The sequence below is a fragment of the Mycolicibacillus koreensis genome, assembly GCF_002104795.1.
GTDB lineage: Bacteria > Actinomycetota > Actinomycetes > Mycobacteriales > Mycobacteriaceae > Mycobacterium > Mycobacterium koreense.
The window spans coordinates 74,675-88,614 of sequence record NZ_NCXO01000012.1; the positions used below are offsets into that span (position 1 = coordinate 74,675).

Annotated in this window: 15 protein-coding genes; 10 read left to right on the forward strand and 5 right to left on the reverse strand. The window is 68.0% G+C overall.

Going from position 1 to position 13,940, the window contains the following annotated elements; genetic code table 11:
- Genes B8W67_RS07840 through B8W67_RS07850 form a run of 3 tightly spaced genes read left to right on the forward strand, consistent with a single transcriptional unit; the run spans position 1 to position 4,174 of the window.
- On the forward strand, positions 1 to 1,443 hold the full coding sequence (locus B8W67_RS07840; RefSeq protein WP_069392940.1) for an MCE family protein: 1,443 nt from the start codon (positions 1 to 3) through the stop codon (positions 1,441 to 1,443).
- The gene (locus B8W67_RS07845; protein ID WP_085303290.1) at positions 1,443 to 2,624 is read left to right on the forward strand and encodes an MCE family protein; all 1,182 of its coding nucleotides are present in this window, start codon (positions 1,443 to 1,445) and stop codon (positions 2,622 to 2,624) included. Before B8W67_RS07840 ends, B8W67_RS07845 begins: the two co-directional genes overlap by 1 nt.
- Positions 2,624 to 4,174 (forward strand): MCE family protein, encoded by a 1,551-nt coding sequence (locus tag B8W67_RS07850; protein WP_069392938.1) that lies wholly within the window; start codon positions 2,624 to 2,626, stop codon positions 4,172 to 4,174. The genes B8W67_RS07845 and B8W67_RS07850 overlap by 1 nt, the downstream gene beginning before the upstream one ends.
- A 6-nt stretch (positions 4,175 to 4,180) precedes the next feature.
- On the opposite strand, the gene B8W67_RS07855 is transcribed toward B8W67_RS07850, so the two are convergent.
- Complete coding sequence (locus B8W67_RS07855) at positions 4,181 to 4,687, reverse strand: Rv2253/PknI dimerization domain-containing protein (RefSeq protein WP_069392937.1); 507 nt, start codon at positions 4,685 to 4,687, stop codon at positions 4,181 to 4,183.
- A 180-nt stretch (positions 4,688 to 4,867) separates the two neighbouring features.
- Here B8W67_RS07855 and B8W67_RS07860 point away from each other — a divergent pair, with 180 nt between their 5' ends.
- From B8W67_RS07860 to B8W67_RS07875, 4 genes are all read left to right on the forward strand, one after another.
- On the forward strand, positions 4,868 to 5,206 hold the full coding sequence (locus tag B8W67_RS07860) for a hypothetical protein (protein ID WP_109470153.1): 339 nt from the start codon (positions 4,868 to 4,870) through the stop codon (positions 5,204 to 5,206).
- Positions 5,199 to 5,618, forward strand: coding sequence for an Rv2576c family protein (locus B8W67_RS07865; protein WP_084228944.1), 420 nt, complete (start codon positions 5,199 to 5,201; stop codon positions 5,616 to 5,618). The genes B8W67_RS07860 and B8W67_RS07865 overlap by 8 nt, the downstream gene beginning before the upstream one ends.
- A gap of 104 nt (positions 5,619 to 5,722) precedes the next feature.
- The gene (locus B8W67_RS07870; protein ID WP_069392935.1) at positions 5,723 to 6,427 is read left to right on the forward strand and encodes an Rv1363c family protein; all 705 of its coding nucleotides are present in this window, start codon (positions 5,723 to 5,725) and stop codon (positions 6,425 to 6,427) included.
- The gene (locus B8W67_RS07875; RefSeq protein WP_308213934.1) at positions 6,424 to 7,050 is read left to right on the forward strand and encodes a hypothetical protein; all 627 of its coding nucleotides are present in this window, start codon (positions 6,424 to 6,426) and stop codon (positions 7,048 to 7,050) included. The genes B8W67_RS07870 and B8W67_RS07875 overlap by 4 nt, the downstream gene beginning before the upstream one ends.
- A gap of 31 nt (positions 7,051 to 7,081) precedes the next feature.
- Here B8W67_RS07875 and B8W67_RS07880 read toward each other — a convergent pair whose 3' ends face one another.
- The 3 genes from B8W67_RS07880 to B8W67_RS07890 are packed head-to-tail and all read right to left on the reverse strand — an operon-like array spanning position 7,082 to position 9,766.
- Complete coding sequence (locus B8W67_RS07880) at positions 7,082 to 7,675, reverse strand: PaaI family thioesterase (protein WP_069393009.1); 594 nt, start codon at positions 7,673 to 7,675, stop codon at positions 7,082 to 7,084.
- 8 nt (positions 7,676 to 7,683) lie between these two features.
- Positions 7,684 to 9,252 (reverse strand): FAD-binding protein, encoded by a 1,569-nt coding sequence (locus tag B8W67_RS07885; RefSeq protein WP_069392934.1) that lies wholly within the window; start codon positions 9,250 to 9,252, stop codon positions 7,684 to 7,686.
- Positions 9,245 to 9,766 carry a flavin reductase family protein gene (locus B8W67_RS07890; RefSeq protein ID WP_069392933.1) on the reverse strand — a complete coding sequence of 174 codons (522 nt, stop codon included), beginning with the start codon at positions 9,764 to 9,766 and terminating at the stop codon, positions 9,245 to 9,247. Before B8W67_RS07890 ends, B8W67_RS07885 begins: the two co-directional genes overlap by 8 nt.
- 200 nt (positions 9,767 to 9,966) lie before the next feature.
- Here B8W67_RS07890 and B8W67_RS07895 point away from each other — a divergent pair, with 200 nt between their 5' ends.
- Positions 9,967 to 10,557, forward strand: coding sequence for a PadR family transcriptional regulator (locus B8W67_RS07895; protein ID WP_069393008.1), 591 nt, complete (start codon positions 9,967 to 9,969; stop codon positions 10,555 to 10,557).
- Positions 10,558 to 10,569: 12 nt separating this feature from the next.
- Here the strand turns inward: B8W67_RS07895 and B8W67_RS07900 are convergent, their stop codons facing one another.
- Positions 10,570 to 12,246, reverse strand: coding sequence for a 3-ketosteroid-delta-1-dehydrogenase (locus B8W67_RS07900; protein WP_085303291.1), 1,677 nt, complete (start codon positions 12,244 to 12,246; stop codon positions 10,570 to 10,572).
- Positions 12,247 to 12,379: 133 nt separating this feature from the next.
- Here B8W67_RS07900 and B8W67_RS07905 point away from each other — a divergent pair, with 133 nt between their 5' ends.
- Both B8W67_RS07905 and B8W67_RS07910 read left to right on the forward strand, forming a co-directional pair.
- Positions 12,380 to 13,528: a 3-ketosteroid-9-alpha-monooxygenase, oxygenase component gene (locus tag B8W67_RS07905; protein ID WP_069392931.1), complete on the forward strand. Its 1,149-nt coding sequence runs from the start codon at positions 12,380 to 12,382 to the stop codon at positions 13,526 to 13,528.
- Positions 13,525 to 13,812: a hypothetical protein gene (locus tag B8W67_RS07910; protein WP_084228943.1), complete on the forward strand. Its 288-nt coding sequence runs from the start codon at positions 13,525 to 13,527 to the stop codon at positions 13,810 to 13,812. Before B8W67_RS07905 ends, B8W67_RS07910 begins: the two co-directional genes overlap by 4 nt.
- Positions 13,813 to 13,940: the final 128 nt, after the last annotated feature.

Consider the following 13,940-nt stretch of genomic DNA (forward strand, 5'->3'; position numbering starts at 1 on the left):
ATGTCTGCAAACAGGCGGGTCACCACGATCCTTCTCGCCGTGTTGACCGCATCCCTGCTCGGGGGCATCGGGGTGCTGGTGAACCTGACGTGGTTCAGCCCGATGAAGATCTACGCCTACTTCACCTCCGCGACGGCGATCTACCCGGGCGACGACGTCCGCGTCGCCGGTGTCAAGGTGGGCACGATCGGGTCGGTCGAACCGCAGGGCACCCGCGTGAAACTCGCGTTGTCGGTGGATCGGGACGTGCCGATCCCGCTGAACGCCCAGGCCGTCATCGTCGCCCCGAACCTGCTGTCGGCCAGATACGTTCAGCTGACACCGGCCTACGGCTCCCGCAGTGCACCCGACGGGCCGACGATGACCGACGGCGCCGAGATCGACGTCGACCGTACCGCGGTGCCGGTCGAATGGGACAAGGTCAAAGAGCAGCTCACCCGGCTGGCCGAAGACCTCGGCCCCAGCAGCGGCATCTCGGAGACGTCCCTGGGGCGATTCATCGACTCGGCGGCCAACGCCATGGCCGGAAACGGCGACAGGCTGCGCGAGACGCTCACGGAGATGTCCAAGACCGCTCGGGTGCTCAGCGATGGAAGCCCCGACATCATCGATACCTTGAATAACCTTCAGATCTTCGTAGCAGCGCTGCGTGACAGCAATGTTCAGATCATCCAGTTCCAGGATCGCCTGGCCGACGTCACCAGCGTGATCGACGGCAGCCGGTCCGACCTCGACGCCGCCGTCAACGACCTGTCGACGGCGATCGGGCAGGTGCAGCACTTCATCGCGGGCACACGCGACCAGACCGCCGAGCAGATCCAGCGCCTCGCCAACGTCACCCAGGTGCTCGCCGACAACAGCATGGTGGTCAAGAACATCTTGCACCTGGCGCCCAACGCCCTGGTCAACGGATACAACATCTACAACCCGGACACCGGCGGCCCCCGCGGGTCGTTCGCGATGAACAACTTCGCCAATCCCGTGGCGCTGATCTGTTCGGCCATCGGCGCCGTCGAGAACGTGACCTCGGAAGCATCGGCCAAGGCCTGCGCACAGTTTCTGGGCCCGGCATTGCGTCTGATCAACTTCAACTATCTTCCGTTGCCGTTCAACGCCTATCTGGGCCCCGCCCCGAAGAACGTCGTCTACTCCGAGCCGGGGCTGGCTCCCGGTGGAGGCGGAACCGATCCCGGCCCGGCCCCCGAACCGCCGGCGGTGTCGGCCTACACCGGGATCGGCGACGTCGCTCCGCCGCCGGGATGGTCCGACCCCGCGCAGCCGCCCGGCGCGTACGCCCCCGACGGGCTGCCCGCCCTTCCCCAGCCGCCGCTGTTCCCCGGGGCACCCCCGGTGGCGCAGGGGACGCCGTCGTCTGCCGCACCGTCGAACCTGGAGGACATGTTGCTGCCCGCCGAGGCCGCCCCGCCGGAAGGGGCACCGTAATGGCGTCGAGGAGCATGCGCGGTTGGCTGGCGGGAGCGTGCTGCGTCATGGTGACCGCGTCGGGATGTTCGTTCGGCGGCGTCACGTCGCTGCCGCTGCCCGGGACGGTGGGCACCGGGAAGAACGCCATCACCTACCGCGTCGAGATCGCCAATGTCGGCACCTTGGAGCCGAACTCACCGGTCATGCTCAACGACGTCGTCGTCGGCGCGGTTCGCACGATGCGCGTCGACAACTGGCAGGCCAACGTCGAGGTCTCCGTGCAACCGGACACGATTGTGCCGGCCAACGCCGTCGCCACGGTCGGCCAGACCAGCCTCCTGGGTTCGATGCACCTGGCCCTGGACCCGCCGGTGGGCGAAGAGCCCGTGGGACGTCTGGCGCCGGGATCGACCGTGTCGATCAACCGTTCGTCGACCTACCCGTCGACGGAGCAGACCTTGGCGACGCTGTCGATGATCGTCAACGGGGGTGGTCTCACCCAGATCGGCGACATCGTCCACAACTTCACCGCCGCACTGTCCGGGGATACCGCGAAGCTCAGGAGCCTGCTGACCAGAATGAATGAGGTCGTCGGCATTCTGGACACCCAGCAGGGCAACATCATCGCCGCCACGACAGCACTGGACCGGCTGGCGGGCAGATTCGCCGACCAACGTGATGTCATCGCCAAGGCCCTCGACCGGATTCCGCCGGCGCTGGCCGTGCTTACCGAACAACGGCCCCAGTTCACCACGGCCATGACGAAGCTCGGCGACCTCAGCGCGATGAGCCACGAGCTGCTCACCGATGCCCACGAGGACCTGGTGCGCAACCTGCAGAACCTGGAGCCCACGATTCAGGCTCTCGCCGACGTCGGCCCCGACCTGGTGACCGCCTTGGCGTATCTGCCGACCTACCCCTACACCCAGGAGTTCATCGACCGCGGCATCCGCGGCGACTACATGAACCAGTTCATCGTCTTCGACTTCACCATTCCGCGGCTCAAGAACGGGATCTTTCTGGGCACGCGATGGGCCGAACCCGGGGCGTCGATGGTTCCCGCGCCGGGCGACCCCTGGTACGCCAACTACACCCTCGATCCGCTCAAGGCCCCGATCACCCCGGTGCCCACCGAACTCGCGCCGCTTCCGGGGCAGGTCGAAGCGGACCCCGGCACCGATGAGCAGGGCGGTAACTGATGTTGACCCGACTCGTCCGGATCCAACTGGTCATCTTCAGCGTGGCGGCGCTGTTCGGCGGCGCCGTCATGGTTCTCGGCTACATGCAGGCGCCGGTGCTACTCGGTTTCGGCCGCATCAACGTCACACTGGAACTGGACTCGACCGGCGGGCTGTACCGCTTCGCCAATGTCACCTACCGCGGTATCGAGGTGGGCAAGGTCACCGACGTCAAGCCCACCCGGGACGGGGCGGTGGCGACGATGTCGCTGAAGAAGGCCCCCAAGATCCCCGCCGATTTGGAGGCGCAGGTGCACAGTGTCTCCGCGGTCGGCGAGCAATACGTGGACCTGCTGCCGCGCAGCGCCGCCGGCCCGTATCTGCAGAACGGTTCGACGATCACCACCGAGAACACCAGCACACCGCGCCCGGTGCGCGAGATGCTCGACCGGGTCAGCGGTCTGATCGACAGTGTCCCGGAAGGCCAGATCGACGGCCTGTTGGACGAATCGTTCAAGGCGCTCAACGGAACCGGCTACGACCTGGGTTCGTTGCTGGACTCGTCGTCGATGATCGCCGCCGACGCCAACGGCATCGGTGAGGACGTGCGGGCGCTGCTCGATGACAGCCGCCCGCTGCTCGACGGCCAGGCCGAGAGCACCGAGCAGATCCGGACCTTGGCACGCAGTCTCGCCGGGATCAGCGACCAGCTGGCCACCGACGATCCGGCGATACGAACCATCCTGCAATCGGGTTCCGGCGCCGCCGACGAGGCGGCCCAGATGCTCAACCAGGTGAAGCCGACCCTGCCGGTGTTGCTGGCGAACCTGATCTCGGTCGGGCAGATCGGCGTCACCTACCACCCGTCGATCGAACAGCTTCTGGTCCTGCTCCCGCCATACCTGGCGGCCACCCAGTCCTACGGTTCGTCGCTGAACAATCCGACGGGGATGGCGCTGTCGGAGTTCAGTCTCACCCTCGGCGACCCGCCAGCGTGTTCGGTCGGATTCCTGCCGCCGTCGTCGTGGCGGTCCCCGGCGGACCTCACCGATATCGACACCCCCGACGGGTTGTACTGCAAGCTGCCCCAGGACTCCCCGATCGGGGTGCGCGGCGCACGGAACTTCCCGTGCATGGGCAAGCCGGGCAAACGCGCCCCCACCGTGGAGATCTGCGAAAGCGACAAGCCCTACGAACCGTTGGCTATGCGCCAGCATGTCACCGGGCCGTACCCGATCGACCCGGCCCTGATCGCTCAGGGCATCCCGCCCGATGACCGGATCGACTTCAGCGACCAGATCTTCGGGCCGATCGAGGGCACTCCGGCCCCGCCCGCCGAACCGGCCGCACCCGCCGAGCCCGCCGAACCGGCCGAGCCCGCCGCACCGGCCCCGGCGGCGGTACCGGCCACACCGAGTGCCTATGCGCCCGCACGATCGGGTCCCTCGGTGGCCATCGCCACCTACAACCCGCAGACCGGCCAGTACGCGACACCCGACGGCGGGGTCTACTCTCAGTCCGATCTGGTGACCGCGACGCCGACGGACTGGACGCAGATGCTGCCGCGCTGAACCGGGTCAGTCTTTGACGAGTTTGAACGGCATCGTGATGTACACCGGTTTGTTGACGCCGCAGGCGCCGCTGGCGCCGGTGGTGACGTCCTCGCCGACCAGCGTGGTCGACGACGGATCGGAGTTGGCGCCGTCCGGCGTCATCGCCTTGAACCGGAACACCTGCAGACCGGCCGCGCTGCTGCCGTCCGGGCAGGGCACCCACCCGTCGACGACGTGCTTGACGTACCAGACCCCGCTCTTCTGGTAGATCGGCTCCGTCCAGCCCCAGCCGGTGGTGACGGTGCCGACGCATTCACCCGGGTAGGAGCATTCGGTGGAGATGGTCCAGGTGCTGCGCAAGCTGTCCTGTTCGGTGAAGACCTCGTTCTTGCGCGCCCACTCCCCGTTGGAGGTCGCCGTGTAGGTGCCGTTGAGACCCCACTGTGCGCTGTCCGCCGCGGCTGGGGCGCCGGGTATCAACGCCAGGCCCGCCGCCGCGGCGACGGCCGACCACACCCGGTTGGGGACCATCGCTACTCCTTCGGACCCGCGCCGTTCGCGGGTCGGGATCCGACGGTAGCGAGCGGGCCGCCCCGGTCCAGCCGTACCGTCCACTGAGCGGACGCATCGGCCCCGGTCGGGCTCCGCATCTGCCACGGTGTGCGCGTGCGACCGAGTGCGGCGATGGCGGTGGCGGTGGCGGCCACCGCGATGATGCTGGTTCCCCCGGCGGCGCGGGCCGACCCCGAGTTCTGCGACGAGCCGGCATGCGTGCCGGGCATCACGCCCGGGGTGGTGCTGGGGTCGACCTGTTCGGACACCGCGCATTTCGTGTTCGGCACCACCGACTGGGGCCGGCTGGTGTTCTGCGGCTCGCCGCGCCGCTACGAACCCCGCTACTTCCGGTCCCCGTCGATGGCCGGCGTCAAGGAGTTCGGCACCAGTTGCGCCGGCTACGAGAACTGGGTGGCGCAGGCCCCCGACGGGCTGTTTTTGAGCTGCCAGTCCCGCAACGGCGGGCCGCTGTGGGGTCGCGGTGACAATGCTTAGGAATGCACCGCGTAGGGCCACAACGATTACGGGGCTCGCCCTGGCCGCCGCGACGGCGCTGCTGCCCGCCGCCCACGCCGACCCGCCCTTACACCGGGTCACCTACACGATCACGGTGAGCACCCCGGTGGTGGCCGACATCTATTTCCGCGAAGCCGATCCCCCGACGTGGGCACAGTACAGCCACAATCCGTACGAGTTCAGCCCGAAGGTCACCGAAGAGCTGACCCCGGACCGGCCGTGGGTACGTGAGGTCACCCTCAGCGACCCCGACCGCTGGGCGATGGTGACCGCGACCAGCGGCCGCGCGCCGATAACACCGATGTTCGGCTGCTCCCTGTCGGTCGACGGGACCGTCGTCGCCACCGGTGACGGCGCCAAGGGCGCGCTCTGCTCACTGCGGCACTGGTAGCCGCCCACTGGGTGGGACACCGCCGCGGCGGTGGGCACCGGGGAACCTACCGTGCCGATGTGGGCAGTGAGCGCAGTGCGACAGTGCGCGGAAGGGGCACCCCGATGCAGACCGAGACGCAGAGCGTCGACGCGGCGCCGCCCGACGACCTGGTGGTGCAGGCCGAGACGGCCGCCGCCGAAGCCGAGTCCGCCGCCCGGGAGGCCCGGCAGCGGGCCACCGAGTTGCGTCGCCGCATCGAAGAATCCCAGAGCGAGTCGCTGTCGGCCGACGAACCTCCCGCACCCGATGGGCCGGCCACACGTCGCCGCTCGTGGCGGGCCACAGCGTGGCCGCGACGGATCGCGGTGGCCACGTCGCTGGTGGTGACCGCGGCGTTGTTCGGCGCCAGCGGCTACATGCTGTGGCAGCACCACCGGGCGCAGCAGGTCGAGCAAGCGCGCGCGGAGTTCACCGCGGCCGCACGGCAAAACGTGGTCAACCTGATGTCGATCGACTTCACCGATCCGACCGACGATGTCCGTCGCATCGTCGACAGCTCTACCGGCGACTTTCGCGACGACTTCGAGTACGCCGCCGAGGATTTCGTCAAGGTCGCCGAGGACGCCCAGGTGACGACCACCGCTACGGTCGACTCCGCGGTGGTCGAGTCGATGTCGGGTGACACGGCGGTGGTGTTGGTCACCGCGGACTCCACGATCACCAACGCGGCGGGAGCCAAGGAGGAGCCGCGCCGGTGGCGGTTGAGTGTCGACCTGCAACGCGACGGCGACCAGATCAAGATGTCGAAGGTGGAGTTCGTGCCATGACCACCAGCACTGTGCTACCCGAGACCGACCGCGAGACCGACGGGACCGAGACTGCCGCAGCCGACACCGGCAGCGCCGAGACCGACACCGGTGAGCGCCCGGCCGCCACCGGCCGGCTGGCGACGGTGCGCGCCTTTCTGGGCGCGCGGTGGCGCTCGGCCGCGGTGGTGACGCTGCTGGTGGTCGCGCTGTCACTGGCTGCGGTGCTGTATCTGACCCAGTACCGTCCCGAGCAACGCACCGGGGCGTCCGCCCGGGATGCCGCGGTTGCCGCCGCGTCGACGGCGACGGAGGCGTTGTTGTCGTATGCACCGGACACCCTCGATGAGGACCTAGCGACCGCCCGCTCGTTGATGACCGGCGAATTCCTGGACTACTACGGGAAATTCACCTCCGATGTGGTGGCCCCCGCGGTCCGGGAGAAGGGCATCACCGCGACCGCCCACGTGGTGCGGGCCGGGGTGATGCAGATGGACCCGGGGGCGGCGAAGGTGCTGGTCTTTTTGAACCAGGAGACGGTCAGCGCCGAACGGCCCGATCCGTCGCGGACCGCCAGCAGCGTGATCGTCAGCCTGACCGACGTGGACGGCGACTGGCTGATCTCCTCGTTCGACCCGATCTGACGGGATCCTGACGGTGCGGTGCCCGAGCCGCTCAGCCGGCGGTTCTGGGTCTGATGAACACCGCCTCCGCAACCACGGTGGGCGTCCCGTCGGGATCGACGATATGTCCCTGGGCGAAGGTCTTGGCGCCGTCGTGACGATCCGTCCACGCCTCCACGCGCAGCCCGCCGAGCCGGGTCGGCCGGAGAAACCGGACCGATAGCGTCCCGGTGACCGCCGGCTGATCGGGTCGGTGCGCCACGGCGCTGAGCACGTGGTCGAGCAGCAGCGCGCAGACCCCGCCGTGGACCAGGCCCGGCGGGCCCTCGTAGGCGGCGCCGAGCACGACGTCGGCGTGGGCACGGCCGGTCGGGTCGGTGATCACCTCCACCGGAGGCGCGATCGCGTTCCGCAGGCCCATGACGACGTTGCCCCAGGCCAGATTGTCGCCGTCAGGCGACGTGCGCACCCCGAAGGAGCCGGGGTTCAGCTGTGTACTCAGCTCGGCGACGGCCTCATCGACCAGCCGGTTCGCCCGGGCCACCGCCTCGAGGTCGGCGTCGCTGCGGATCGTCACATCGATCAGCCGGCGCACCGACCGGGTCAACGACTCGTACCGGGACCGTTGCAGGTCGGGGTCGGGCATCGATTCGGTCACCGGGGCGCCGCGCCGGACGCCATGTCGAGCGCGGCGAGATGGCTGAACAGCAGCGACGCGCCGATCGGGTTACCACCGCCGGGATATGTGGTTCCGCTCACGGCTGCCATCGTATTGCCGGCCGCGTACAGGCCCCGGATCGCCGTGCCGTCGGCACGCAGGGCCCGCCCCCGGTTGTCGGTGCGCAGACCGCCCTTGGTGCCCAGATCGGACAGGCCGAACGCGGCGGCGTGATAGGGCGGGGTGTCCAGGGGGACCAGCGGGGAGCCGCCCGCTGTGACGGCGCGGTCGTAGGGTTCGCCGCCCCGGGAGAAGTCGGCGTCGGTGCCGGTGCGCGCGAACTCGTTGAACCGTCGCACGGTCGCCTCCAGTTCGGTGCCCGGAACCCCGATCGCGGTGGCCAATTCATCGAGGGTGTCGGCGCTGTGCCACAGCCCGGCCTCGCGGTACCGGGCCGGGTCGACCATCGACACATTGGTGGCGCCGATCGGGGGTGTGTCCCCGGCCCGACTGTCGTAGACCATCCAGAACGGCAACCGCAGCCGATCACGCTTCAGGGCCCGGATCACCTCGCGGCCCAACCGATCGTAGGGAGCGGACTCGTTGACGAACCGGTGACCGAACCGGTCGACGAAGATCCCGCCGGTGAACAATAACGCGAACGCCGAATGGCCGTCGGGGTGGCTCAGGCCCGGCGACCACCACGCCTGATCCATCAGGTCGGTGTCGGCACCCACCGCGATCGCGGCCCGATGCGCGGCACCGGTGTTGCCCGGAGCCCCCATCGTGTCGGTTGCACTGCCGGCAACCCGGTAGCGTTCCCGCATCTCGGCGTCACGCTCGAAACCACCGGCGGCGAGCAGAACTCCGCGCCGGGCGCCGACCCGCAGCGCCCGCCCGTCGCGGTCGAGCACCGCACCGACCACCGTGTCGGCGTCGACGATCAGGTCGGTCAGCGCGGCGTTTCGCCACGCCTCGGCAGCGTCGTACCGGTTCAGTGCCGCCAAGAATCTGCCCACCAGGGCACGCCCGCCGATCAGCGTCTCCGGCACCGGTGCGCCCAGCCGTTCGGTGTCCAGCGGTCCGCGGATCAGACCCGCGTAGCGCCCCAGTTCCGCGTCGGCCAACGGAACCGGAACGATGTGGCGGTACCCGTCGGCACGGGCACCCGGCACCGAACCGTAGTAGTCGGGCCAGGGCAGCACGGTGAACGCGAAAGCCGGGTCCTGCTCCAGGTATTCGATGAACGGCGACCCGCCGGTGACATAGGTGTCCTGCAGGTCGCGCGGGGTCCGATCACCGACGACGCCGTGGAAGTAGCGCAGCGCTTCCTCGAGGGTGTCGTCGGTGCCGGCCCGGCGCAGTACCGGGTTGCACGGGTACCACATACCACCGCCGCCGGAGTACGCCGTGGTACCGCCGAACATGTCGGTCGCCTCGGCCAGCAACACCGAGAGACCTTCGCGGGCAGCGGTATAGGCACCCGCGACGCCACCGCCGGAGCCGACGACGAGCACGTCGACGACGACATCGAACGCCGCGGGCGCCCCGGTGGGCTCAGCCATGGGCGTCGTTGTGGAGTGCGCCGTAGCCGCCGCGGAAGAACAGCAGCGGGGCCCCGTTCTCGTCGACCGACAGTCCGCTCACCCGGGCGAGCACGATGGTGTGGTCACCGGCGGGGTACTCGAGTTCGATGTCGGCCTCGATCGCGGCCAGCGCATTGTCTAGTTTCGGGGCTCCGTTGCGGCCCGGCCGCCACGCTGTCTGCGCGAACTTGTCGCCGCCGCTGGTGGCGAACCGCGCGCACACGTCGCGCTGACGATCGGTGAGGATATTGATGCACAGAGCGCCGAAGTCCCGCATCGTCGGCCAACTCGTCGATCCGCGGGACGGACAGAACGACACATATGGCGGATCGAGGGACACCGATGTCAGCGACTGGCAGGTGAATCCGACAGGGCGGCCGGCATCGGAGCCGGTGATCACCGCGATCCCCGTGCAGAAGTGGCCGAGCACCCACCGCATCGCGGGAGATTCCGGCGCCAACAGCGCCACGGCCTCTGTGTTGTCCTCGCGCATGGATACCCTCGATGTCCTCCGTGATCGGTGTGTTCACTGTGCGGTCACGCCCCGCGCCGCCGCAATATGGCGTCCCGGTCAGCGGTAGTCACCACGGTGCCGGGCCCCCAACACCTTGTTAGCCTTGATCGGTGACCGACACCACGCCCGACGCGTCAGACCGTCCCAACCTGGGATCGACCGGGTGGGCGCTGCTCGGGATGCTCTCCGGGGGCGACGAACTGTCCGGTTACGACATCAAGAAGTGGATCAACTGGGCGATCCGCTTCTTCTACACCAGCCCCGCGTACAGCCAGATCTACTCCGAGCTCAAACGCCTCGAGAACCTCGGTCTGCTCACCTCTCGGATGGAGGGTGCCGCCCGCCAGCGTCGGATGTACAAGATCACCGATTCCGGTCTGCACGCCGTAACGCAGTGGGCCAACGAGGAGCCGGTCGAACCCCCGACTCTCAAGCACTTCCCGCTGCTTCGGGTTATTTTCGGTCATCTGGCCGCACCCGGCCGGCTCAAAGAGCTGCTGACCGAGCACTTGGACTATGTGGACCGGATGCAGCAGGCGGCGGCCACCGAGGTTCGCTGGACCGCCGAGCACCCGGCGTGGTCCTACGCCCACCTGGCCTTGCGGTGGTCCGAGCGCTACTACACCGCCGAGCGGGCGCTCGTCGAGCAGTTGATCAATGAGCTGGATTCGGCCGAAGGCACGTTCTCGGCGGCCGACCGCCAGGGCATGGAATGGCCGGTGCGTGAGTACTGGTACGAGATCGAACGCAAGATCGCGGCCGAAGAATAGTCGCCGCGCCGCTCAGCGCGCCGGATCCGCTGCGTGCCGGGCGGCGATGTGGCCGAACACCAGCCCCTGGGCGATGGTAGCGCCGGGCCCCGGATAGCTGGCACCGAAGACGTTGGCCGCCGCGTTGCCGATGGCGTACAGCCCGTGAAGTGTCGAGCCGTCCTCCCGCAGCACCCGCCCGTGCAGGTCGGTGACCAGGCCACCGCAGGTGCCCAGATCGCTCAACACCACCTTGACCGCGTAGAACGGTCCGTGATCCAACGGCCGCAAGTTGGGATTCGGCTCCACCGTGGGATCCCCGTAGTAGCGGTCGTAGGCGCTGACGCCACGGCCGAAGTCGGTGTCGACACCCGCATCCGCCAGCGCGTTGAACCGTGCCACGGTGTCGCTCAACGTCGCCGGGTCGACGTTCATCGCCTCCGCGAGACCGGTGAAGCTGTCGCTGTGATGCGCGATCCCGGCGTCATACCACTGCTGCGGGATCGCCATCCTGGGGAAGATCTCGGCGGCCAGCAGGTAGCTGTTGCGATACCCCTGATCGAAGACCAACCACATCGTCTCCACCGGGGTCCCGGCGCGTTCGCGTGCCAGGATCTGTTGCCCGAACGACATGTAATCGATGGCCTCGTTGACGAAACGGTTGCCGGTCTGGTCGACCATCAGACTGCCTGGAAGGGACCGCTCGGCGAGCATGACCAGCGGGTCCGCCCCGGGCAGCGGCGCGAAGGCCGGAAACCACCACGCCTGGTCCATCAGCGCGGTCGCGGCACCGAACTCCTGGGCGATGCGGATGCCGTCGCCGGTGTTGGTCTCGGCTCCCAGACTCAGATGCTCGCCCAGCGACTCCGACTGGAACTTCCGCCGCCACGCCATCTGGTGGTCGAATCCCCCGGTGGCCACGATGACACCGCGGCTGGCCCGCACGTGAATCTCGGTGCCGTCGCGAACGACGGTCGCCCCGTCGATCCGGTCGCCGTCTCCGGTGAGGTTGACCAGCTCGGTGTCGGTCCACACCGGGATCCCGGCACGGAGAACACCGGTGAACAGCCCGGCAGCCAATGCCTGCCCACCGGCGGCATAGCGCCGCCGCAGCGCGAGCCCGCCGATGCCCTGGGCCACCCGCAGCATGATCCGTGGAATCGCTTTGAGCGGTTTGCGCACCATCAGGTTCAGCCAGCGGTAGTCGGCGCCGGTCACCGGAATCGGAATCGACGACTCCATGACCCCCGGCCGCAGCCGTGCCAGCTCACGGTGCAGCAGCGCGGTGTTGTACGGACGGCACTCGCAGGCACGCCCGGCCACGCTGCCACCGGGCCGTTCCGGGTGGTAGTCGGAATACCCTTGCGCCCATTGAAACTTCATCGGCGTCACCCGCCGCAGCATCTGCACCGTGGCGGTGCCGTGCTCCAGGAACGTGTGCGCCCTGTCCACCGAGGCGCTGTCGCCGATGACCGAGTCCACATAGTCACGCCCCGCTGCCAGGGTGTCGTCGGAGCCGTTCTCGATCAGGGCCGGGCCGGCCGGGATCCACACGGCCCCGCCGGAGCGGGCCGTGGACCCGCCCACATACGAGGACTTCTCCACGATCAACGCGGACAGACCCAGCTCGGAGGCCGCGAGCGCGGCAGCCATTCCCGTTCCGGATCCGACGATCAGCACATCAACGGTCACACTGTGGGATTCAGGCACGCAAGGATTGTTCCGTCCCGGACCGCTTTTGGGCCCCGCTGCGCCCATTGAGTGGAACGCCCAGCCCCCGACCGTGATCCTCGGTGCTAGAACAGGATCCTGGCAGTCAATTCCGACAGTAAGGATGGCGGGTATGACCTCGTTGCGCTCCGGTGGTGTTCGTCAGATCGAGGCGGAGGCACCCCCGGCACGATTCGCACGCGGCTGGCACTGTTTGGGCCTCGCGAGCGATCTCGGTGACGGCAACCCGCACGGGATCAATGCTTTCGGTGGCAAGCTCGTCGTCTTCCGCAGCGGCGACGGCAGGATCAACGTCTTGGACTCCTACTGTCGGCACATGGGCGGTGACCTGTCGGATGGCCAGGTCAAAGGTAATGAGATCGCGTGCCCGTTCCACGACTGGCGGTGGGGCGGCGACGGTCGCTGCAAGAAGATCCCCTATAGCAAACGGGTGCCCAAGGTAGCCCGCACCGTGGCGTGGCCCACGCTCGAGCAGGACGGCATGTTGTTCGTGTGGAACGATCCGGAGGGCAACCCGCCGCCGGAAGACGTGACCATTCCCCACATCGAGGGAATCGGCACCGATTCGTGGACCGACTGGCACTGGTACAGCACGGTGATCAACACCAACTGCCGCGAGATCATCGACAACATCGTCGACATGGCGCACTTCTTCTACATTCACGGCGGGCTGCCGACAAGCTTCAAGAACGTCTTCGAGGGCCATGTCGCAACCCAGTACTACGAGAGCGCGGCCCGACCCGACCTGGGCGCCTCCGAGGGGGCGAAGATCCTGGGTACGACGTCGGTGGCCTCCTACCACGGGCCGTCGTTCATGATCGATGACCTCACCTACCACTACGAACACGGCGACCTGCGAACGGTGCTGCTCAACTGTCACTATCCGATTGACTCGAATTCCTTTGTGTTGCAGTACGGGATCTCGGTGGAGAAGTCCTCGGACCAGGCGGAGGACGACGCCATGAAAATGGCGGTCGCGCTCGGTGAGTTCGTCAAACTCGGATTCGAGCAGGACGTTGCGATCTGGAAGCGTAAGGCGCGCGTCGACAACCCGTTGCTGTGCGAGGAGGACGGCCCGGTCTATCAGGTCCGCCGGTGGTACGAGCAGTTCTACGTCGACGTCGACGACGTGGCTGCGGACATGGTGGACAGGTTCGAGTTCGAGATCGACACCACCCGTCCACGCGAAGCGTGGATGAAGGAGGTCGAGGACAACATCGCCAACAACCGGTTCCCGAAGTTGGTTGGCCTCACCCCATGACAGTCCGTCCGGACAATCGGCTCGGCGATACGCCGATGGTCCCGGTGAGCTGTGCGTCGTGTGGCGCGACGGTCACGGTCCGCAAGAGCAGTTGGCAACAGACCAGCGTGCAGTGGGACGCCGATGCCCGTAGGGCATGCCGGTTTCCCGACGGGGATCCCGGCGAGGCGGCGGACCCGGCCCGGTTGTGGCCCGGCGTGACGCTGGCGTCCTGTCCTCGCCTGCGTGAATCGATCGATGACGCGGTCCGCTCGGGCCGACTGCCGATCGTCGACGGGCGGTAGCCGGCTCGGTCCGTTCGGTTTTCTAACGAGTAGGGAGTTTGGGTCATGGGCCAGAAGGCGTCGGTTGCCATTGTGGGTTCGGGCAACATCAGTACCGATTTGTTGTACAAGTTGTTGCGGTCGGAGTG